This window comes from Rothia sp. HMSC067H10 (assembly GCF_001810635.1).
Classification (GTDB): Bacteria; Actinomycetota; Actinomycetes; order Actinomycetales; family Micrococcaceae; genus Rothia; species Rothia dentocariosa.
The window spans coordinates 103,947-125,245 of record NZ_KV802279.1 but is presented as its reverse complement, the minus strand read 5'-3'; the positions used below and the strand labels follow the sequence as shown (position 1 = coordinate 125,245).

General features: G+C 59.8%; 16 protein-coding genes. 13 read left to right on the top strand and 3 right to left on the bottom strand.

Annotation, left to right across the window (positions count from 1 at the left end):
* Nucleotides 1–71 precede the first annotated feature (71 nt).
* From HMPREF2756_RS01290 to HMPREF2756_RS01265, 6 genes are all read left to right on the top strand, one after another.
* The gene (locus HMPREF2756_RS01290) at nucleotides 72–2,555 is read left to right on the top strand and encodes a PEP/pyruvate-binding domain-containing protein (RefSeq protein ID WP_070617388.1); all 2,484 of its coding nucleotides are present in this window, start codon (nucleotides 72–74) and stop codon (nucleotides 2,553–2,555) included.
* 335 nt (nucleotides 2,556–2,890) lie between these two features.
* Entirely contained in the window at nucleotides 2,891–4,690 is a 1,800-nt protein-coding gene (locus tag HMPREF2756_RS01285; protein ID WP_070617385.1) for a TadA family conjugal transfer-associated ATPase, read from the top strand.
* Nucleotides 4,687–6,111: a type II secretion system F family protein gene (locus HMPREF2756_RS01280; protein WP_070617381.1), complete on the top strand. Its 1,425-nt coding sequence runs from the start codon at nucleotides 4,687–4,689 to the stop codon at nucleotides 6,109–6,111. Before HMPREF2756_RS01285 ends, HMPREF2756_RS01280 begins: the two co-directional genes overlap by 4 nt.
* 84 nt (nucleotides 6,112–6,195) lie before the next feature.
* The gene (locus HMPREF2756_RS01275; protein ID WP_004005479.1) at nucleotides 6,196–6,705 is read left to right on the top strand and encodes a DUF4244 domain-containing protein; all 510 of its coding nucleotides are present in this window, start codon (nucleotides 6,196–6,198) and stop codon (nucleotides 6,703–6,705) included.
* A 58-nt stretch (nucleotides 6,706–6,763) separates the two neighbouring features.
* The gene (locus HMPREF2756_RS01270; protein ID WP_048754224.1) at nucleotides 6,764–7,186 is read left to right on the top strand and encodes a TadE/TadG family type IV pilus assembly protein; all 423 of its coding nucleotides are present in this window, start codon (nucleotides 6,764–6,766) and stop codon (nucleotides 7,184–7,186) included.
* Nucleotides 7,187–7,188: 2 nt separating this feature from the next.
* Nucleotides 7,189–7,728 carry an Rv3654c family TadE-like protein gene (locus HMPREF2756_RS01265; RefSeq protein ID WP_070617378.1) on the top strand — a complete coding sequence of 180 codons (540 nt, stop codon included), beginning with the start codon at nucleotides 7,189–7,191 and terminating at the stop codon, nucleotides 7,726–7,728.
* A gap of 57 nt (nucleotides 7,729–7,785) precedes the next feature.
* Here HMPREF2756_RS01265 and HMPREF2756_RS01260 read toward each other — a convergent pair whose 3' ends face one another.
* Nucleotides 7,786–10,311 (bottom strand): DEAD/DEAH box helicase, encoded by a 2,526-nt coding sequence (locus HMPREF2756_RS01260; RefSeq protein WP_070617793.1) that lies wholly within the window; start codon nucleotides 10,309–10,311, stop codon nucleotides 7,786–7,788.
* Nucleotides 10,312–10,473: 162 nt separating this feature from the next.
* On the opposite strand from HMPREF2756_RS01260, the gene HMPREF2756_RS10885 reads away from it, so the two are divergent.
* From HMPREF2756_RS10885 to HMPREF2756_RS01250, 3 genes are read left to right on the top strand one after another with little or no spacing between them, the layout of a single operon-like run.
* Complete coding sequence (locus HMPREF2756_RS10885; protein ID WP_246825784.1) at nucleotides 10,474–10,689, top strand: hypothetical protein; 216 nt, start codon at nucleotides 10,474–10,476, stop codon at nucleotides 10,687–10,689.
* Nucleotides 10,690–10,698: 9 nt separating this feature from the next.
* Complete coding sequence (locus tag HMPREF2756_RS01255) at nucleotides 10,699–11,613, top strand: oxygen-dependent tRNA uridine(34) hydroxylase TrhO (RefSeq protein WP_048754223.1); 915 nt, start codon at nucleotides 10,699–10,701, stop codon at nucleotides 11,611–11,613.
* A complete protein-coding gene (locus tag HMPREF2756_RS01250) occupies nucleotides 11,610–12,116 on the top strand; it encodes a GyrI-like domain-containing protein (protein WP_070617375.1) in 507 nt (168 codons plus the stop codon). The genes HMPREF2756_RS01255 and HMPREF2756_RS01250 overlap by 4 nt, the downstream gene beginning before the upstream one ends.
* A 10-nt stretch (nucleotides 12,117–12,126) precedes the next feature.
* Here the strand turns inward: HMPREF2756_RS01250 and HMPREF2756_RS01245 are convergent, their stop codons facing one another.
* On the bottom strand, nucleotides 12,127–12,591 hold the full coding sequence (locus tag HMPREF2756_RS01245; RefSeq protein ID WP_070617373.1) for a pyrimidine dimer DNA glycosylase/endonuclease V: 465 nt from the start codon (nucleotides 12,589–12,591) through the stop codon (nucleotides 12,127–12,129).
* 162 nt (nucleotides 12,592–12,753) lie between these two features.
* Nucleotides 12,754–14,124, bottom strand: a complete 1,371-nt coding sequence (locus tag HMPREF2756_RS01240) for a hypothetical protein (RefSeq protein WP_246825783.1) — start codon at nucleotides 14,122–14,124, stop codon at nucleotides 12,754–12,756.
* A 559-nt stretch (nucleotides 14,125–14,683) separates the two neighbouring features.
* On the opposite strand from HMPREF2756_RS01240, the gene HMPREF2756_RS01235 reads away from it, so the two are divergent.
* The 4 genes from HMPREF2756_RS01235 (at nucleotide 14,684) to topA (ending at nucleotide 21,180) form a co-directional block, all read left to right on the top strand.
* On the top strand, nucleotides 14,684–15,763 hold the full coding sequence (locus HMPREF2756_RS01235) for an LLM class flavin-dependent oxidoreductase (protein WP_210393485.1): 1,080 nt from the start codon (nucleotides 14,684–14,686) through the stop codon (nucleotides 15,761–15,763).
* A 137-nt stretch (nucleotides 15,764–15,900) separates the two neighbouring features.
* Nucleotides 15,901–17,628, top strand: coding sequence for a DUF7059 domain-containing protein (locus HMPREF2756_RS01230; RefSeq protein ID WP_070617790.1), 1,728 nt, complete (start codon nucleotides 15,901–15,903; stop codon nucleotides 17,626–17,628).
* A 96-nt stretch (nucleotides 17,629–17,724) separates the two neighbouring features.
* Nucleotides 17,725–18,162 (top strand): pyridoxamine 5'-phosphate oxidase family protein, encoded by a 438-nt coding sequence (locus tag HMPREF2756_RS01225; protein WP_238382334.1) that lies wholly within the window; start codon nucleotides 17,725–17,727, stop codon nucleotides 18,160–18,162.
* 216 nt (nucleotides 18,163–18,378) lie between these two features.
* Nucleotides 18,379–21,180 (top strand): type I DNA topoisomerase, encoded by a 2,802-nt coding sequence (gene topA, locus HMPREF2756_RS01220; protein WP_070617364.1) that lies wholly within the window; start codon nucleotides 18,379–18,381, stop codon nucleotides 21,178–21,180.
* Nucleotides 21,181–21,299: the final 119 nt, after the last annotated feature.

Genomic DNA, 21,299 nt, shown 5'->3' with positions numbered 1-21,299 from the left:
ATAGAGAAACGCTTTGCCGTTGAGACAGGACAAAGAGTGACACGAAGCACGATTAAGGCGGTGATCGGACGATGAAGGCTCCACACGAACAAGAGACGACCGCGTTCATATCCTGGTTCCGGCGAGGTCATCCCTCTGGGGACGCTCAGGTAGCCAGCGTCGGCGGCAAGGGAGCCAACCTTATAACGATGTATCGCGCCGGTCTGAATGTGCCGCCAGGATTTTGCGTGACAACCGACGCCTACAGGGCAGCCGTCGCACCGATTGCTGAAGATATTATTCACGAGGCAACCGGTATGAACTCTCACGCTGCACGAGAGCTGATCCTGAAGCAGGAAGTCCCGCGTGCCGTGCGAGATGCCGTTGTCGAGGCTTACCGGGCGCTGGGATCGCCGGTTGTGGCGGTACGTTCATCAGCGACAACGGAAGACCTGGACAGCGCGAGTTTCGCGGGGCAGCAGGATACCTATCTCGGTGTGCAGGGAGAAGAGTCTGTTGTCGATGCTCTAAGGCGATGCTGGGCGTCCCTCTGGACGGATCGGGCAGTGGCATACCGCACAGAAGCCGGGTTCTCCCATGAATCGGCGGAACTTGCCGTGGTGGTGCAGGAAATGGTCGCTGCAGACGTGGCGGGCGTCTTATTTACGGCAGATCCTATCTCTGGCATGACGGACCGGATGCTCGTCAGCGCCTCCTACGGTCTTGGCGAGTCCGTCGTCGCCGCCCACGTCAACCCGGATACATTTACGCTGGACTCACAGGGGCACGCCGTCGAGACGATCATCGGGGATAAAGAGACACGCATCGACCTCGACCACACTGGCGGGACTAAGAGAAGCCCGGTTCCACCGAATGATCGCGCGGCTTCATGCCTGTCAGACTCCAATCTTCGACGACTTCACGCTCTCGGGCGGCAGGTATCCGCCTATTACAACGCACCCCAAGATATCGAGTGGGGTATATGCGGCGATGAGCTCTACCTCTTGCAGACTCGACCGATTACATCTTTATCGAATCTGTCGAACACCGACTCGGGACACGGACCTGCAAAGTCAAAGATTCTGCAGATGATGCGTGATGACCTGATCGAGCATTATCCCGCACCGTATCCCCTGGACATCATGCCCGTGCGCAAGGTACAGCAGGAAGTTCAGCAAGTTCTCGGTTCCTTCGGTGTGGATACACCACCCGTTGATCGTGTTATCCGCATCAGCGATGATGGGATTGCGAGTATTCACGCAACGTGGCCGCGTGTTTCGCCGCGCATCGTAACGCACTTGCCGCGCACGATTCGACAGGCCTTTTCGTCGGCGAATCCCGACTGGGATGCAGATTCGTTGGACTGGAAACATGAACTTGAAGCATTCCAGGCGGATAACCGGACGCTTGAGAGTATAACCGACCGTGATCTGATTGCGCGGAGCCACCGTGCGGTTGATGCGGCAGCTGAGCTTACGCGCGCTCGCTTCTCGCGCTACCTCATGCCGCTAATGTTCAAACGTGCTGAGGCGGATGTGATGATGAAAATTGCGCGGCTCGGCCCGAGCGTCACCACCGAGGATTTATTCGCGAACCTCGATTTTGTGACGGCACATATCGACCGTGAGATTTCGCGTCTCTGCGAGCGCGCCCGCGAACTCGGTCTCGACGACGTCCTTGTGGAAACAGATAACGCGGTTGAATCTCTCTCGAAGCAAGCCAACGGGCCAGCGTTTCTCGAAGAGGTTCAGCAGACGCTGTCGCGGATTGGGGCGCGCACACCGCGCATGTACCTGCCCTATTCAAGCAGGTCTTGGGGCGAGAACCCCGAATCATTTTTCACACTGATTGCCGCCGGCATTCGTGGCAGGCACACCATGGATGCAGATCGGGCCGATAAACGTCAGCTTGTGCGCAGCCGACTGCCACGGTTCCTTCATAAACGTTGGGATAAGACGGTCACCGCGCTGCGGGCTCTGCATGTCGCACGTGAAGGCTCTCTGTATCTCATCGAAGAATGGTTTGTTGAGGCTCGTAGGGTCATGGACGAGATCGCACATCGACTCGTTGAACGCGGCATCTTGGCGAATCCCTCAGATGTAACCTATGCGCTATTTGATGAGGTAGAATCTGCGCTGCTTGCAGAAGAACCGTCCTCCGATCTGCAGCAGAGGATTTCGCGCCGAAAGCAGAAGCGCACAACCGCTGAGACTCTGTGGTGGGATCGGGGGAAGCACCGGTCCGAGACGGACAGCATCAAAGGAGTTGGCGCGAGCCCAGGAGTGACGATGGGCACGGCACGGGTCATCCACGGGCCGGAAGAGTTCGGGCTGCTGGAACCGGGCGAAATACTCGTGTGCCGGTACACCGATCCCACCTGGACCCCACTGTTCAATGTGGCTGCCGCCGTGGTGGCTGATACCGGAGGTCCGCTTTCTCACGCGGCTATCGTTGCGCGCGAGGTCGGGATTCCCGCTGTACTTGGCACTCAATCCGGTACGCAGGATATTGTGTCGGGTCAGACGATTCGGGTCGATGGGAACACAGGACTGGTTACACCGGTCGAAAGTGAGTGAGGGCAGATGAATCGTCGTCACTGGTGTCTGGCAGCCGTGCTCATTGGGTCTGCAATCATTGGTGTGTCTGCATATAACCCGGTACATAAACCGTCTCGTGAAGACAAGGCAACAGAGTAAGGCGATTGATGGGCCGGGCGCAAAGTGGCGCGGTTAGCGCGGCGCGTCATAGAGCGACATAAAAGCGCGGTGTGCACGCTGGGCGGGCGGAGAGATGGTACGGGAATGGCCTCCTGCCCTGTGGATACCGCACAAAACTGTCCCATAGGGCGAAGTTATCCACAGCCTGCGGCTTGGCTGCCGTGCGCATGCGCGAAAACCTGTGAAATAGGGGTATGGCAGCTTTACCTCCTTCACCTCAGGCAGTATTTCGAACCGGAACGGCAGAACACGGCGTTTTCCGGGCGTTCTCTCGCGGTGCCGACAGCGCTCACAGATCGAGCAGTGCCGGGACAGCAGGCACCGACGGGTTTGCCCCCGAGCAAACAGACTTCGTCGCCTGCGGAAACTATGCCCCGCCCGAAACCCTCTCGATTGTTGGCACCTGCATGCCGCCTCAAGAGCTGATGGCACCCGACTTTTCAGTCGAGACGAGAGAACGCCTGGGGCTCACGCCTATTCCGGTGTTTGAGGATCACCGTGCGCGGCGCATCGCCCGGCATGCCCTCACCTATCTGCTGGCGCGCCCACCCAGTCCGCACGCCGAGACCGATCAGGCTTCACCTGCTGCTTCGGCAGACGGCGAAAATCCCCGATTGTGGTCGAGTAAAGACCTAACGTTAGCGGTGCAGCAGGCCTGCGAAGAGGACATGTACGGGGACGAAAACCACGATTTTCCTGCCGAGAACGAGCCCGACCTTGTATCGCGTGCGCTGTCCTGTCTGCACGCCGAACTTTACGGCCTAGGGGCGCTTGAAACCCTCACACATATTCCCGGAATCACCGATATTTACGTGAATTCTCCTCAGGATGTGTGGGTTCAGGCGCACGGACAAACCCAACCGGTAACCCTCACCTTCGAGACTGAGGCGCAGGTACGCCAACTCGCCAACCGTCTCATTAGGGCGCACGGCGGCAGGCTCGATGCGGCGCATCCGGCAGACGACGTGCACGACGACTCCGGTCGGCGTATTCACGCGGTCATTCCGCCGCTGGTCGAGAACACACACCTGTCTATTCGTCTGCCCGCCCAAAGCTGTTTGACACTTACCGCGCTCCGCGAAAGCGGCATGTTTGATGCGGCGACCGAGCAAGCCTTGCGCACCATGATTGCGCGGCGGCAGAACTTTGTCGTCAGCGGGGGAACCGGTACCGGAAAAACCACGCTTCTCAACGCGCTTTTGGGCGAATGCGAAGCCTGGGAACGCCTCATGATCCTGGAAGATACCCTGGAACTGAGCCCGCAGCATCCGCATACGGTGAGCCTCAAAACCCGTGCCGCGAACGCCGAAGGCGCCGGAGAGATCACGCTGGGAGACCTGCTGGTGCAAGCCCTGCGCATGGCACCCGATCGGCTCATGGTGGGGGAGTGTCGCGGCTCTGAAATCCTGCACCTGCTTAACGCCATGAACACCGGGCACCAGGGCGCAGGCACAACGCTGCACGCGAATTCCGCGTTCGCTGTGCCGCATCGTCTTGCCGCGCTGGGGGCGCTCGCCGGTTTGGATGAACGCACCGTTGCCCTCCACGCTTCTACCGCATTTGACCGCATTATTCACCTGGAACAGGTGCAGGGCGTGCGGCGGATCGCTGGAATTTACCGGCTTGACCTGCGCCAGGATGCGCTGGTGGTAACGCCGTGCGGGCCTGAGTCTGCGGGTGAACTCTTGGCGGACGGAGGTTCAACGGCAGACAATTCGGCGGGTGGCGCCCTGTCGGAGGAGACCGGGGAAAACTTACCGCCGAGCTCTCCCACGGACGCTATTTCACCGGATACGCACGCTGCCCAGCCGTACCCGACAGCCGCGCATCCCGCACACGAACACCGTGGCGCAACCCCCGAAACGCAGACTACACCGACCGCATGTACCTATGGATACGACCCCGGGGTTCGCACCGATTCTGATGTTCCGCCCTACACAACCGCACCACGGGAACAAACCGACCGTAGTAGCCAGGAAGGGGAGGAACTATGAGCCTGATGGTGCATCATAAGACGCGCGCCGCCGGTTCGTCTCAGAGAAAGGCGCGTAAAAACGCAGGCGACAGCATGGCATTTGGCGAGTATCTGCCCGCCACAACACAGCCTCGGCTAAAGACACGGTTTCAAAGGCTTATCCCGCCGACTCCACCAACCTCAACCGAGATGCGTCTATGGCCGCAAGCGTTGCGCGGTATATCTGCAACCCTGGATGCGGGCCTGAGCCTGCGCGAGGCAACGGCTGAAAACCGTACCCGGCATCCGCCTGGCACTGGTGGCCTTACGGTTCACGGTTTCGCAGCACAAAGTCGGGAAATGGGGAACGCTGATGGGAACGAACCCGAAAAGTCCTCGCTCCTTCGCCGGGTGCTGCACCGGCTGACGGGCAGCAGACGTGAGCGGGCATACCGGCAAACCCAAGACGATATTGACGAGTTATTAGACACTTTGGCCCGTGAAGAACAGCTTGGTTTCGCGGCGGGAACAACCCTGGGTGCCCTTAGCGCGCGGCGGGTACACAGCCGGGAGCGCATCCGCGAACTCGGTCTGTGCTTACGTATGAACGAAACCACCGGCGCACCTCTGGCGCAGACCCTACGTGCTGCGGCCGAACACGCCGAAGAACATCTAGATGCTCTTCTCGGGCGAGAAAGTGCGCTGACGGGGCCGAAAACGACCGGCAAGATACTGTCGTGGCTGCCGTTTATCGGGCTGGCGATGGGCTGGCTGATGGGAACAGATCCCGTCGGCGCGCTGACCGGTTCGCTGGCTGGTCTGCTGACTGGTTTTTTGGGTATTACGCTGGCGCTTCTTGGGAGGCGCTGGACGGCTCGGCTTGTGCACCGGGCCGAACGCAGCTCCGTGCTGGCCGAGGAACCCGCGCAGAAGAATGCCCGCGCTCAAGGAACTAGGCGGCGCCGAAGAGAAAAGAAACCGCAGAAAGAACCGGCAGGGTTTAGCGGTTCTGCAGAGACTGAGCCGCTGGATCCGGCACTGATGCTTGAGCTTCTTGCCGCACAATTGCGTGCGGGGCTCGGTCTTACCGGCGCCTTACAGGCTCTTGGCCGGGCACTCGCCCATGAAGAACGAGCGATAAGCGATGCGCTTGAGCACATCACCTTGACCCTGACGGTAAGCGCCGATTGGCAGGCCGCCTGGGACGGTTACGACCATCCGCTCCTGCGGGAATTGGCTCGGATTCTGGCACCGGCGTATTCGGCGGGAACACCCAGCTCGGCACTGCTGCGGCACTGCGCGGCAACCTACCGGCTTGAGGAACGCCGGGCGGCAGAGCGCGCATCCGCAAAGCTCGCCGTAGCGCTGGTTCTTCCGCTGGGACTGTGCTCGCTTCCGGCCTTTATCTGCTGCGGAATCATACCGATTGTGATCTCGCTTCTTCCGGGGCTGCTGGCCTGAACCCGGTGAGCTTCGCCCCGGGGCACGTTGCACCAAATCTACCCACAAAAATTATCAAATAACACTATATGAAAGGAAACAATGATGACTGTTGTACACTCTGCTCCCGCTCTGCACACCACGCACCGGAGCACTCAGGAATGCCTTGAGGCCTATGCCCGCACGGAAGAGAACCCCGTACTTTTAGGGCAGGCACTCGACGAATACACGAACATATACCTGCAGCAGCTTGAACCGCATCTTGCCCAACAACTAGCGCAGGCGCTCGCCGCCGGCTGTACCCTCGATAAATGCGCCGCAGAATGCCGTTCCCTGAGCGAACACGAGGAACTCTTCGCGGGAATTCGCACGGATGAAGCCGCCGAACTGCACGAGATGACCTCGCCCACCGACGAGGTTGAATACGCGGACGAAAACGACCCGGAGGAGGGCGCCAGCACCGCCGAATACGGCATCGTAATGCTCGCCGCCGTAGGTTTTGCCGGTCTGCTGGTCGCCATTCTCAAGTCCGACGAGATTCGCGGCATGCTCGTAGATATGGTCAAGAACGCCCTTGCAACGGGCGGTTCTGGGCTGACCTTTGGGCTTTTCTAAACCCGGTACTACCCGTGAAAACCGCGAGAGTTGCCCAAACCCGACGAAAGGAACGTCTATGAGGCTTATACACCGCATGATGCGCGCCTGGCGGTTACGCGCGCGTGATGAAGGTGCCGTGACTGCCGAATTCGCGGTCGCTCTGCCCGCCGTGATCGCAGTGCTCGCGCTCTGTCTCTCAGCGGCAGCGGTAGGCATAGCCCAGTCGCGACTCGAAGAATCCTCGCGAGTCGCGGCACGCGCCTTCGCCCGGGGAGACAACCTCGCCGCCGTACAGCATGAAGTTTCGCGGATAGACCCCAACATTAACCTGCAGGTACAGACCGTGGAAGAAACTTCGGGGGCGCGGCAGGTGCGGGTTCAGGTGGAGCGTGCGGCACCGGGGGTTATCGGCTCGGTAACCGGCTGGAGGCTGCAGGCCACCGCGACCGCACGGGTTGAGGGCAGCTCGGATAACGCCACGACGGCTGGCGGCGAATAAACATGGTCACGCCCAGTTTCATCTGGAATGCATGCGTGCCGCCGTTTGCCAAACCGCAGTGCGAGGCGGCTGATCGGCCACAGCCGACCGAAAACCCTGAGGAGGGGAGCGGCACCGTACTCGCGGTAGGCATGATCGCTGCCCTGCTGATCCTGGCAACCGTCATCATCGGTTTTGCCGGGGTAAGCACGGCGAATCGGCGGGCGGCGCAGGCGGCAGACCTGGCGGCGCTCGCCGCGGCGGATGCGCTGCGTGGCATCACCCCTGGGGACCCTTGCGATGTTGCCGCCCAAGTAGTCCGCGATAATAACGCCAATCTGGTGGGGTGCGCCCTCGCGGATCGCCCCGAAACCGTGGATATTCGGGTGAACTCTGCCGTGCACGGACCGTTTGCTTTCCTCGGCGATGCGCAAGGTACATCGCGCGCCGGGGCGCCGCATCCGGACTCTGAGGCGGGTGCACCCGATGAGGGACTATCCGGCGACGAGATCCCCGAAAACACCCCCTCCGACCGAACTGCTGAAGAACCGGGGAACCCATAAAATCCGGTTGATGACCCCGAAGGGTGTGTTAGCCAGACCTTGTGGAATGCTCTAGCCTTACAGCATGTCCCGTTCTGCGTCATCGAGTGAGTGCAGCATTGCCCGCAGCAGGTTTTGTGCGCCCGCCTTGGAGAGCGGTTCGTTGCGGTTGCCGCATTTGGGGGACTGCACGCAGGAGGGGCAGCCGCTCTCGCATCCGCAGGAATCAATAGCGTCCAGGGTTGCGCCCAGCCAGGTGCGAACCGCCTCAAACCCGCGCTGGGTAAAGCCTGCTCCGCCGGGTGCTGCATCGTATACGAAGATGGTGGGGCGTTCCGTATCGGCGTGGTACAGGGTGGAGAGTCCGCCTAAATCCCAGCGGTCGCAGGTCGCAATCAGTGGTAGTAAGCCGATGGCGGCGTGTTCTGCGGCGTGCAGGGTGCCGGGTGCATCCGGCTCAGCCATGCCGGCGGCAAACAGGTAGCTCGGCTCAAAGGTAAACCAGATAGCCTCGGTCATCAGGATGCTCGGCGGCATCTCCATCGGCTCATCGCCCAGGTACTCACTGCCGTACACCGAAAACCGTTGAAAGCCCATAACCTGATCGGTCACCTGAACCCGCCCGCGGTGCATCGTCAGACCAGCAGTATCGGGCTGGGCGCCGTCGAACCCGTACCGCACACCCGCCTTTTCCTGCAAAATCTTCACCTCGGTCGCCTCAATCGCCCGCGTGTAATAGTCGGGGTACACCCGCGAGAGCAGGATAACGCGCGCCGCTTCATCCAAGGACTCCACTAGGTATTGGGCGTTCTGGTGAATATAGATAGCTCCCGGGTGTCCCTGAGTCATTGCCTGCGCCGAATCCATCGTGCCGATCAGCGAACCATCCTCGGCATCAATCAGCTGATAGGGACCACCGCCGGTGGCGCGCAGATCCACCAGATTCGTCGCCGACTCCGCGTGCGTCCAATACCAGCCGTCCGCCCGGCGGCGCAGATAATTCTGCTGCACCAACCGGTTAAGCAGAGCCTCAGTATGCTCGCCGAACAGGGAAAGCTCCTCGGCACGTAGCGGAGACTCCGCCGCGGCAGCGCACAAATGCGGCGAAAGCACGTAAGGGTTCGTTGGGTCGAATACGGTAGCCTCCACGCTCCGCCCAAAAATCGCTTGCGGATGATGCACCAGGTACGTATCCAACGGATCGTCCCCGGCGATAAGCACGGCGAGCGCATCCTGACCCCCGCGACCGGCACGCCCAATCCGCTGAATAAAGGATGCGCGGGTTCCGGGCCAGCCCGCCACGAGCACCGCATCCAGCCCGGAAATATCGATACCCAGCTCAAGCGCAGAGGTACTTGCCAGCCCGAGCAGTTCGCCGGTGCGCAGCCGATGCTCAAGCTCACGGCGTTCCTCGGGCATATACCCCGAACGGTACGCCGCCACCCGATGCGCCAGCCCCGCCTCGGTCTCATCAAGGTAGCGCTGCGCTCGCTGAGAGATCAGCTCGGCACCGCGCCGCGACCGGGTGAAGGCAAGCGTGCGGGGGCGTGAGAGTACCAGGTCGGTGAGCATCTGCGCGCCCTGTTCGATAGCGGAGATACGCTGCGGCGCCTGCTTTTCCGCCTCGGAACGGGTGTCGAAGGCCCTCGCGCCGGCGGCGAGTTTATCGGTCACCTGCGTATTGGGCAGGAACTCCGGTTCCCACAGGATGACGGTGGATTCTCCGCGGGGTGCGGTCGATGTGGTAATCGCGTCAACGTTCCCCTCGGGCACTCCAATGAGCTTGGCGAAAGACTCGGCAGGGTTCGCACTCGTGGCGGATGCTCCGTAAAACACCGGATTTACGCGGTAGAGCGCGCAGACTCGGCGTAGGCGGCGCAGCAGATTGGCGATATGTGCGCCGAACACGCCGCGGTAGCTGTGCACTTCGTCAAGCACCACATAGCGCAGCCCGCGCAGGAAGTTCGCCCATTGCCGGTGGTTGCCCAGAATTCCGTAGTTGAGCATATCCGGGGTGGTGAGCACAAAATTAGCGTGTTCGCGCACCCACCGCCGCTCCTGCGCCGGGGTGTCGCCGTCATAGGTGGCGGCGTTGAGCCCGGGAAGATGATAGGCGGTGATGGCGTTGAGCTGGTCGGCTGAGAGTGCCCGCGCCGGTGAAATATATAGAACGTTCGATCTCTGATGGAATCCCGTGGAACTCGTATCTGCTGCCGTGGTGCTGAGCGGTTCACGGTGCGCCCCGCGGTAGAGGGCATCGAAGGCGGGCATGAGGTAACTCAGCGATTTTCCGGATGCGGTCCCGGTCGCCACAATCACATGCCGCGCCGTTGTGCCCGACTCATCGTGCCCCTGCCCGGATGCTCGCCCGAAGGAGAGCCGGTGCGCGTCTTCGGCGAGTGCAGCATCGAAGGCACAATGCGCTGCCTGTGCCGCCTGCGCCTGGTGGGTGTACGGTTTGTGCACGCCCAGCGATTCGAAGGCCTCAATCACGCGCGGGTGCAGCCAGTGCGGCCACGGCGAATACTGCCCTTCACGTGCGGGGATGCGGTGCACATGGGTGATTTGCGGGGGCAGCGAGCCGTCGTCGGGGAGCTTGGGCATGAGCCTGCTCAACTGCTCGCGAAGGTTCTCATCGGGGCGCGAGGCAGGGGAGAATCCGGGGTGCTCATCAGCCGGGGAGTCGCAGGAAGGTTCGGGGCGCATCACACCATTGTAAAACTTCGGGTACGGTAAACCGGCGTTGGCAATCGCAGGGCGCCCGGTATGTTCCACTCGCCCCAGCAGGAAGGTATTCGCTACCAGAAAACGGCGAAATCAGCCGGTGCAATGGGGCAGAAAAACGACGAGACATACCTCATGGTGAAGAAACCACATGCACCCATCATCGCGGGCGCATCCCGCGGGAGAACAAGGATTATCGGCCACATTACGGGACGAGCGCCGCAGCCACGGCACACACGATGTACCCAGAAAGCGTAAAATAGGAGGGTGGCTCAGAATCGAATTATCTTGTATTACCAGTTTGCCCCCATAACCGACCCCGTGGCGGTCATGCTCTGGCAGCGTGCCCTGTGCGAGAAGCTCGGTTTGCGCGGGCGCATCCTCATTTCCAAACACGGTATTAACGGCACGCTCGGCGGCGAAATCAGCGCGGTTAAGGCGTACACCAAAGAAACCCGCCAGTACCCCGGCTTCAAGAACATGGAATTCAAATGGTCTGAGGGCGGTGCCGAAGATTTTCCCCGTCTGTCGGTCAAAGCGCGCGATGAAATCGTGGCGTTCGGCGCTCCCGACGAGCTCAAAGTAGACGAAAACGGCGTGGTCGGCGGTGGCGTGCACCTCAAACCCGAAGAGGTGAACAAGCTCGTGGAAGAACGCGGCGATGAAGTCGTCTTTTTCGATGGACGTAACGCATTCGAGGCTAAAATCGGTAAGTTCAAGAACGCTGTGGTGCCCGATGTTCGCACCACCCACGACTTTATTCGTGAGATCGAGTCCGGTAAGTATGACGATCTGAAGGATAAGCCCGTCGTCACCTACTGCACCGGCGGTATTCGATGCGAAATCCTCTCCGCCCTCATGAAGAACCGCGGATTTAAAGAGATCTACCAGATCGACGGCGGTATTGTGCGCTACGGCGAAAAGTACGGCGATAAGTCCCTGTGGGAGGGCTCGCTCTACGTGTTCGATAAGCGCATGCACATGGAGTTCACCCCGGATACCGTCACGATCGGCCAGTGCGAGCGCTGCTCGGCACCGTCCAATAAGTTCGAGAACTGCTCGAATGAGAGCTGCCGCGAACTTGTGCTCCTATGCCCCGAATGCGCCACCGATGATGCGAAACGCCGCTGCGTGCCCGAATGCGCGGCTGATCGCCAGAGCACCCACGCTGGTATCTCATGAGCGAGTCCGTACAGGCGCCCGTAACGGTTTCACCCGCGCGCATTGAAAAACACGGCTCTTTGCTGGTGGCGGGAGTCTCCCAGGTGTATAAGCTGGGGGATGATTTCACGCCGCTGTGGGATGAGCTAAATCAAAAGGCATCCCCGGCGATGCTCGATATTCTGGCGGTCACCCAGTACATTGGCGTGTGCACCCAACCCAGTACCGACGGTTTCGTGCGCTACACGGCCGGTATTTTGGTTGATGACCGTGCCTCGGCGCATAAACTTGGGCTGGGTCTGCTGGACCTTCCCGAGAGCACCTACGCGGTGGTTGAGATTATCGGGTCGATTTCGCGGTCTATTCCGGCAGGTTTTGAGAGCTTTGAGCGTGAGTTCTTCCCGGCGCATCCACAGTACCGCCCGCTAGGCGGCCTGGAGGTGTACGGTCGCGGCGATATGCAGGCGGCAGACTACACGATGGAACTGTGGGTTCCGCTGCTAGAGGTTCCTGCCTCGGCATAAAGCGCTCCGACTAGAACTCCTTGGTCTTCTCCCAAGCCTCTATATTGCCGGGGACTACCTCGAACACGGGGTGCACTGCGGGCTTACCGGCCTGGGCGAATTTCGCGAGACGCTCGGTAAGAATAGGCTCCCAATCGACATCTCGCCCGGCAACTTTGTGCGCTAAAAAGCTCAATTCATAGGCAAGCTGACCCTCGGTCACGGGAATAGAGCTCAGGTTCTTACCCCGCTCAGCGGCGATCAGCGAACGGTTGAAGTAGTACCCGCGCAGATGCGCCTCATCGGCGAGCCCATGCAGATAAGACCCAATAGCCTCTACCGGCTGAGAATGCGCACGAAACCGAATGAGCTGCGGGTGATTCGTGTACCCTCGGGTGAGCCCGCGCAGCACTTTCTGCGCAAGCAAGCTCTCACGCCAGCACGCGATCAGGGCACGACGGTCAAGAAGGGACGGGTGGGCAGACCAAATACGCATCCACCCACTATACAGCCGCAGACCTGCGCTCTTAGGTAAAACAGCAGCGGCCCGCCCAAAAATTTATTGAGGCAGAATGCACCTATGGGGCGCTCGCATCTGAACAGGATGCGAGCGCCCCACAGTGGTGCAGGTGCCTTGAGGCTACGAGTTCCGCGCTAGCTATGCCCAGTATTCTGGGCTTTCGGGGGAAGGTGGGTCGGGCTGCTTATTCGGATCTGATGGGCAGAAAGAATACGTAATTGTGCCGTCCCTGATTTCTCCCCGCCATTCTGCCCCGCCTTCAGCATTAACATAGGGGTTGAGTACATCGGGAGACACAAAGTTTCCGCCGCCGCCTCCTCCTCCCGAGGCAACGCCCACGAATGCGGCATCATCATACATATACACGGGATTTTCGGATGCGGCAGCCACCGCCGAACCGGATCCGCCTCCACCGTAGCCCGCGCCACCCCCTCCGGAAACAATGTATCCGATACCATTGCGGTCATCGCTTGTGTTGCCTGCAGTATTGAGCGCATACCCGTAGGCAACAACGCCGTCAGCCCCGTTGCCGTTGGGTCCAGAGCCCCCGGATTTGCCTGCGGTATTTCCGGTATGAATCTCTGTTCGTGAGGTTGAGGAAAAGGTCAGCTCTTTATCTCCCGTGATAGTGGCGAGGGCGCCGCCGGAGCCGCCAGCCGTGTTGCTGCCATTCGACCCGGATGGAATCAGAATCTCGGCGTCGTAGTGCTGATAGTAACGTTCCTGCCCCGAGCGCCCCAACCCTTCGGACACAAAGTCAGTGCCTCCGTAGCCTCCCTGACCAATATATAGATCAGAGGTTTTATAGGACTTTGGGTCGTCTGTTATCCAGGTTCCCCCGTAAGAAAGGACGTGTGTGAGCCCGCGTGCGCCTGCGCCTCCGCCGCCTCCAGCGATGGCGAGTACGGTTTCTTGGGAAGTTTTCGCATCGACCATAACGATTGCCGAAGAACCACCGCCGGAGCCCGAATAGACCGTAACCTTATTGCTGTGGCTGTTCAGCTTGCCCTGTACATCTGACCCCAGCGCGGTGGGTAGTGCCGCAGACGAACCGCCGTTACCGTACCCTTCGCCGCCTTTGGCGGGGCGGTCATAATATCCGACGCCGCTGGCACCCACATAGAATTTGATGCGCTGCCCGGGTGTTACCTTGACGGTTCCTTGAATATAAGCACCACCGCCTGCGGTTCCGCCGGTTCTGTTATATCCTGTGGCTTCCGAGTACCGTGTCGCCAGGCTACCGCCCGACCCGCCGCGCAGGTAGAAGCGCATATACGAGGCATAATCGGGAACCACAATTTCTTCGTACCCTTTTTCACCGGCTGCACGGCTTTGCGCGGCGGTGCGCACATCCTTGGCGAAAATATCGTAGCTTTTATCGGGGTCTAGGCAGGGGCCGTCGTCGGCAGATGATGATGCGTATGCCGGAATAACGGCGGTGCTCAGCACAAGCGGCGCAGCCCATGCGGTTCCGGTCACCAGGTTTCGGCGAGAGAAGCCTCGTCTCATGAAAATATCCTTGCGTTTGAAGTTGTCGTGAGTGTTTGCCGTGCGCAATGGCCCCAAAAAACCGCGCTGCACCGCCAACTCAAGGCTGGTGGGGCTTCGTAACGCGTGCGTGACGTCATGGTCAGCGAGATCCACTGTGACAGAGCGTTGCCATTATGTCATGACCTGTCTTATATCGAGTATTTCCTAAAATTCAGGTGCATCTTGAAGAGCCGAGCCAGAAAAGCAATGTCTGTAGTACCTGCACCTAGAAAATAATGACTTATATGGTTTTTCTGCCGGGGTCTTAGACATAAAAGATTTGAACGAGGTATGGATATGCTAACGGTGGAAGAAATGCACATTCGTTACTTTGAGGTAAGTATTGCGCGTAAAAAATATAAATAAACCATTACCTAATATGACGCATATACTTTATATCGAATAGCATTCTGACTAGTAGTTATACGAGTGGGTTTACTCATATTATTTAAAGCTTGTTCTGTAAAGTAAATAATTGTATGCTGAATGCTCATACACGAGGAAATACCCCCTGTAGGGCAATACGAAAGGCATAACAATGAACGCATCAGAAACTCAGAAAACCGAACTTGCGGTACAAAATCTTGAACCACAGCCGGGCACAGAGAAAAAACTTGGTTTTCTTTCTTTTGGGCACTGGGCCGAAATTCCCGGTTCGCGCGTGAACAGCGCGTCCGAATCTTTGCACCAGGCTATCGATTTGGCGGTAGGCGCCGAAGACATTGGCCTAGACGGTGCTTTCTTCCGCGTGCACCATTTCGATCAGCAGCAGGCAACCCCGTACCCGCTTCTGTCGGCTATTGCCGCGAAGACCAGCCGCATTGAGCTTGGTACCGGCGTGATCGATATGCGCTACGAGAACCCGCTGTATATGGCCGAACTCGCCGCGATGGCCGACCTGATTTCTGCCGGGCGCCTGCAGCTGGGTGTCTCACGCGGCTCGCCCGAATCCGTTATCCGCGGTTTCGAGAGTTTCGGCTATTACCCCGCCGAAGGTGAAGATGAGAGTGCGATGGCACGCCGTCACCTCGACATCTTTATGAAAGCTATTCGGGGTGAGGGCATGGCACCCTCCGCGCGGGTGCAGGGCAAGTACGCCCCCGTGCAGCCGCAGTCGCCCGGCTTGAGCGAGCGCATATGGTGGGGCGCGGGAACTGACAGCACCGCCGTGTGGACCGCACAGCAGGGGCTGAACCTCATGTCTTCAACGCTGATGCTCGAAGATAAAGGTGTGCCTTTCGACCAGCAGCAGGCGGAGCAGATTCGCCTCTACCGCGAGGAATGGGTCAAGGCAGGGCGCACCCGCGTGCCACGCGTTTCGGTCTCGCGCTCGGTGATCCCCATTATTGATGCCGATTCGGCGCGCTATTTTGGCCGCCGCGCGCAGGAAGATTCGCAGGATTACACCGGTATTATCGACAATACCTTCTCACGGTTTGGGCGCAGCTACATTGGCGAACCTGACCTGATTGCCGAAGAACTCGCTCGTGATGCTGCCGTTCAGGCGGCAGATACCGTGCTGCTGACCGTGCCGAACCAGCTGGGCGTGGACTTCAACCTGCGGATGCTCGAATCCATTGTGAAGGACATCAAACCCGCGCTGACGGTGAAGGCATAGCGGAGTCCCGCCCCCAAGATCGAGTGGGAATACCGCGAGCAGGTGGTTTTGGTACGAGCAGGTGGGAAAATACTACCTGCTCGTACCAAAACCACCTGCTCGCGGCGTTAAGAAACGGGGCGCTTAGAATGGGGAGTATGGCTGATGAACTGTACTCCCGCATCCCCGACGCCCCCATAAGCGACGATACCGCCCGGCTTGAGCGCATCCGGGGCGCCCTTGAGAGGCTTAACTACAGCTACGACGGGGTGCGTGACCTGCTGGGGGAGCGCGCTTTTGAGGCAATGGCGCGCGACCAGGTTGTGCCCGGCACCTGGCGGGTACAGAACATCCTTGATGATGCACACACCACCGACCCCGACCGCCGCCTGGCGCGCATGATCGGGTTTTTCCTGTTCGCACGCACCCTACCCCGCACGGAACTTTCCGATGCGCTCGGCGGCGAACCCGCGCTTAACGACTTTATCGCGGCAAACCTCGTGGAGCCGGCGGAGTCAGAAAATACCTGCACCCCCGAGAACCCCGGCGAAGAACCGCAGTACCGCGCCGTGTTTGACCTGCGCCCGCATTCGGCTGACGACGGCACCGAGCTGTGGGTGGCCTCCGATTTGGGGGCGCATCAGCGACCCGGGGTGCTGCGCAAAGATCACGTGCTGGGTATTGGGCAGGCATCCCTAACCCTGGCGCAGATTACCGAGCGTACCCCCGTGGCGCGTGCCCTCGACGTGGGGACAGGATGCGGTATTCAGACCTTCCACCTGCTCGCCCACGCAGACCACGTGACGGCCACCGATATTTCGCCGCGCGCCCTCGCCTTCGCCCGTTTTAACCTGCTGTTGAACGCTCCGGCCCTGAAACTCGACCCGCAGAACCTTGAAGCACGCGTCAGCCTTCGACAAGGCTCTTTGCTGGAACCCGTGGCGGGGGAGCAGTTTGACCTTGTGGTCTCAAACCCGCCGTTCGTCATTACCCCGCGCCGCGCAAACGAAAGCAGCGACAACCAGTTTACATACCGTGACGGCGGGCTGCCCGGTGATGATATTGTCAGCACGCTCATTCGGCGCATCCCCGAGGTTCTGGTGCCCGGCGGGCGCGCCCAGATGCTCGGCAACTGGGAAATTCACCGCAACAATACAGGCGAAGCGCAGCCCTGGGATGCGCGCCTGCGCACCTGGTTCGCCGAATCAGCCACCGGCACCCCGAGCGAGGCGTGGGTAATTCAGCGCGAAGTGCTCACCCCCGAATCCTATGCGGAAACCTGGCTCAAAGACGCGAGTGAAAACCGCGACCGCGACCACTACGAGAACACCTACCGAGCCTATCTCGACGACTTTAAAAACCGGAACGTTCATTCTATTGGGTTCGGGATGCTCTGGCTCCGCCGCCCGGCACACACCACCGAAACCGCACCCCTGAACCGGTTCGAAGACATCACCTACCCCATAGCCCAGCCCATCGCGCAAAGCATCACCGAGGCCGTGGCACGCTTCGACCGCCTCACCGCTCTGACCGATCAGGCGCTCGCCGAAGCCCACCTCGTTCTCGCCGAAGACGTGACCGAAGAACGCCACGGCCGCCCCGGCGCCGAGCATCCAAACGTAATTCTGCTGCGTGCCGGATCCGGGCTGTGCCGCACAATTCTGCTCTCAACCGAAACCGCCGGATTCGTCTCCGCATGCGACGGTGAGCTGAGCATCGGGCAGATTTTAGGTGCGCTCGCCGTGCTTCTCGGCTGGGAAGACTACACGCCGGATGCGCGCGCCGCCTTCGGCACCGAGAACGAGCATCCGCGCGACACCCTGCTGGTCGCTATTCGAGAACTCATCGAAAAAAGCTTTCTGCACTTCGCAGACCAAAACAGCTAACCCCCGGCACCCCAGAGTGGCCCCGCAAAGCACGCCTTTGCCGCGCCGAACATCACAATTTCGGCACGAAGAAACCCCTACACTAAAAGAATGACTATGCAAGACACCCCAGACACCACCAAGAAAATGAGCGCCGAAGACTGCTGGGCGCGCCTGCAGGCCAACAATCTAGGGCGACTCGTGCTCACCGACGGCAACTTCGTAGACGTGCTGCCGGTCCTCTACGGGGTAGCCGACCACGAAATCTACCTGCGCACCACCCGCGGCGACCGTTTCTCCGCCGTGGTCATGAGCCGCCGCGTCTCCTTTGAAATCGACGAGGAACTAGAGAACGGCATCCGCTCCGTGATCGTGCAGGGCGTGGCGCACTGGCTGCCGCCCGAAATGACCCCGCCGCTCGTGCACACTTTCGGCCTGCGCCACTACGAAAGCGGGCACCTCATGCAGTGGGTGCGCATTGTGCCGCGCAAAGTGTACGGCCGCGAATACCCGCTTCTTCCCGCCCAGGGCGAAGGATATTTTCCATACAACTAATTTCGCCCGCCAACCCGCCTAAGGCCCATATCTACGGTTGCCAACTCGATACAGACGTGCATAATAACTGGTATCGTTGCATCCACACCCTTAATCCAAACACAAGCTGTAAAACGTGATAAGACACATGCGTGATAAGCGCACCTAATAGGCGTAACCGCCAGAATGTGCGCTATTGTTGTATCGCATCTACACCATACAAATATGAGGAGAGCCGTGCCCACCAAGGCAAAGAACGGAAAAGCGCTGCTGATCGTTGAGTCACCATCGAAGGTGAAGACTATCAGCGGTTATTTGGGAAACGAATTTCTGGTGGATTCGTCCATGGGACATATTCGTGACCTGCCGCAGCCTTCCGAACTGCCCGAAAACCTGAAAAAGGGCCCGGTCGGCAAGTTCGCGGTCAATATCGACGACGATTTTGACCCCTACTATGTGGTTAACCCCGACAAAAAGAAAAAAGTCGCCGAACTCAAACGCAAACTCAAAGACGTTGACGCCCTCTACCTCGCAACCGATGGTGACCGCGAAGGTGAAGCGATCGCCTGGCACCTCAAAGAGGTTCTGAAACCCAAGGTTCCCGTCTACCGCATGACCTTCCCCGAAATCACCCGCGAAGCCATTGAACGCGCCTTCGGGGAACTGCGCGATATTGACCTGCACCTGGTCGATGCCCAAGAAACCCGCCGTATTCTTGACCGTATCTACGGTTACGAAATCTCACCCGTACTGTGGCGCAAGGTCGGCCGCGGGCTATCCGCGGGTCGCGTGCAGTCCGTGGCAACCCGCCTTGTTGTTGAACGCGAACGCGAACGCATGGCCTTCGTCGCCGCCAACTACTGGGATCTAACCGGACATTTCATCACCACCAGCAACGAGGGCTTTGACGCCAAACTCGTGGCGGTCGACGGCACCCGAGTTGCCACCGGCAAAGACTTCGCCGACGACGGCACCCTCACCTCCACCAAGGTCACCCACCTCTCAGAAGCGGATGCGCGCACCCTCGCCGAAGCCCTCACCGCCGCCCCCTTCTCGGTGCGCTCGGTCGAAACCAAACCCTATAAACGCCGCCCCGCCGCGCCGTTCACCACCTCAACCCTGCAGCAGGAGGCGGCGCGCAAGCTGCGCTTCTCATCGCGCGTGACCATGCAGGTTGCCCAGCGCCTCTACGAGAGCGGCTACATCACCTATATGCGTACCGACTCGGTGGCACTCTCAGACCAGGCCGTGAAGGCGGCACGCCGCCAAGCATCCGAACTCTACGGCACCGAATACGTGCCTTCCGCGCCGCGCACCTACGCCTCCAAGAGCAAAAACGCGCAGGAAGCGCACGAAGCAATCCGCCCCGCAGGTGACGCCTTCCGCACCCCCGACGCCGTGCGCGGCACGCTCTCCAACGACGAATACCGGCTGTACGAGCTGATCTGGAAGCGTACCATCGCCTCGCAGATGGCAGACGCCACCGGTTCGACCGCATCCGTGCGGCTAGGGGCAACCGCATCCAACGGGCGCGATGCCGAGTTTGCAGCATCCGGCACCGTTATCACCTTCCGCGGCTTCCTCGCCGCCTATGAGGAAGGCGTAGACGCAACCCGCCTGGCAGAACGCGATGCCAAGAACGCTGAGAAACGCCTGCCCGCGCTCGCGCAGGGCGACTCGCTCACTGCTGAGAAACTTGAACCCACCGGGCATGAGACCCTGCCCCCGCCACGCTACACTGAGGCTTCGCTCGTGAAAACTCTTGACGAGCTGGGCATTGGGCGCCCCTCCACCTACGCCGCCGTGATTTCAACGATTATGGATCGTGGCTATGTGCAGGTGCGTTCCGGCTCGCTCGTGCCTTCGTGGACTGCGTTCTCGGTGGTGCGTCTGCTCGAAACCAGCTTCGGTCCCTACGTGAACTACGAGTTCACCGCGCAGATGGAAGAAGACCTTGACCGCATTGCCCGCGGCGAAGAATCGCGCGTGGAGTGGCTGGGCGACTTCTACTTCGGCGGCGGGGTGCAGAAGAAACGCGGGCTCAAGCCGATCGTGGATAATCTGGGCGATATTGATGCTCGCGATATTAACTCGATTCGCATTGCTGACGGCATTGTGCTGCGCGTGGGTAAATTCGGCCCCTATCTTGAGGCTGAAGGCACTGTCAATACCGAAACCGGCGAAGTCTCTGACCCCGTGCGTGCCAACGTTCCCACCGATTTGGCGCCCGACGAGCTGACCGCTGAGAAGGCGAAAGAGCTGCTTGAGCAGGGCAAATCCGATGGGCGCGTGCTCGGCACCGATCCGACCACCGGGAACCAGATTATCGCCCGCGACGGCCGTTATGGTCCCTACGTTACCGAAGTTATCGAAGAGATGACGGAGGAGCAGATTCAGGCGTACCTGGATGCGCAGCCCACCGAATACTACAAGAACGGCAAACCCAAGCCGAAGAAGAAGCCCAAGCCCGCTAAGCCGCGCACCGCATCGCTCTTCAAATCTATGGATTTGGCGACTGTAACCCTAGAGGATGCGCTCAAACTCATGAGCTTGCCGCGCGTGCTCGGTACCGATGCTGAAGGCAACGAAATCACCGTGCAGAACGGGCGGTTCGGCCCGTACCTGAAGAAGGGTACCGACTCGCGGTCGATTGGGTCTGAGGAAGAAATCTTCACGATCACCCTTGAACAGGCGCTCGACATTTATGCGCAGCCTAAACAGCGCGGACGCGCCGCCGCTAAGCCCCCGCTCGCCGAGCTTGGTGTAGACCCGAACAGTGAAAAGAATATCGTGGTCAAAGACGGGCGATTCGGACCGTACATTACCGACGGCGTTACCAACATTACGGTGCCGCGCTCGGAAACCATCGAATCGCTCACCCATGAGCGCGCCGTCGAACTGCTCGCCGAAAAGCGTGCCAAGGGGCCTGCGAAGCGTAAGACTGCGGCGAAAAAGACAACCGCCAAGAAGAGCACCGCGAAGAAAACAACCGCTAAAAAGTCCACTACTGCAAAGAAGACTGCGGCTAAGAAGGACTAGTCCTTTCTTCTTCCCAACAATACGGATGCGCTGCTCACGAAAGTGTGGGCTACGTATCCGTTTGTTTTGTGTCGATGCTTTCGCTTGGCATGATTTACATGGATGCGCGACTCGCGCTC

Bases quoted from the DNA above. Each gene is read 5' to 3' on its own strand.
- HMPREF2756_RS01285 (WP_070617385.1), top strand. From the start codon at position 2,891: ATGGCAGCTTTACCTCCTTCACCTCAGGCAGTATTTCGAACCGGAACG.
- HMPREF2756_RS01260 (WP_070617793.1), bottom strand. From the start codon at position 10,311: ATGCCCAAGCTCCCCGACGACGGCTCGCTGCCCCCGCAAATCACCCAT.
- HMPREF2756_RS01235 (WP_210393485.1), top strand. From the start codon at position 14,684: ATGAACGCATCAGAAACTCAGAAAACCGAACTTGCGGTACAAAATCTT.
- HMPREF2756_RS01240 (WP_246825783.1), bottom strand. From the start codon at position 14,124: ATGAGACGAGGCTTCTCTCGCCGAAACCTGGTGACCGGAACCGCATGG.
- HMPREF2756_RS01270 (WP_048754224.1), top strand. From the start codon at position 6,764: ATGAGGCTTATACACCGCATGATGCGCGCCTGGCGGTTACGCGCGCGT.
- HMPREF2756_RS01225 (WP_238382334.1), top strand. From the start codon at position 17,725: ATGCAAGACACCCCAGACACCACCAAGAAAATGAGCGCCGAAGACTGC.
- HMPREF2756_RS01280 (WP_070617381.1), top strand. From the start codon at position 4,687: ATGAGCCTGATGGTGCATCATAAGACGCGCGCCGCCGGTTCGTCTCAG.
- HMPREF2756_RS01265 (WP_070617378.1), top strand. From the start codon at position 7,189: ATGGTCACGCCCAGTTTCATCTGGAATGCATGCGTGCCGCCGTTTGCC.
- HMPREF2756_RS01250 (WP_070617375.1), top strand. From the start codon at position 11,610: ATGAGCGAGTCCGTACAGGCGCCCGTAACGGTTTCACCCGCGCGCATT.
- HMPREF2756_RS01290 (WP_070617388.1), top strand. From the start codon at position 72: ATGAAGGCTCCACACGAACAAGAGACGACCGCGTTCATATCCTGGTTC.
- HMPREF2756_RS01230 (WP_070617790.1), top strand. From the start codon at position 15,901: ATGGCTGATGAACTGTACTCCCGCATCCCCGACGCCCCCATAAGCGAC.
- HMPREF2756_RS01275 (WP_004005479.1), top strand. From the start codon at position 6,196: ATGACTGTTGTACACTCTGCTCCCGCTCTGCACACCACGCACCGGAGC.
- HMPREF2756_RS01245 (WP_070617373.1), bottom strand. From the start codon at position 12,591: ATGCGTATTTGGTCTGCCCACCCGTCCCTTCTTGACCGTCGTGCCCTG.
- HMPREF2756_RS10885 (WP_246825784.1), top strand. From the start codon at position 10,474: ATGTTCCACTCGCCCCAGCAGGAAGGTATTCGCTACCAGAAAACGGCG.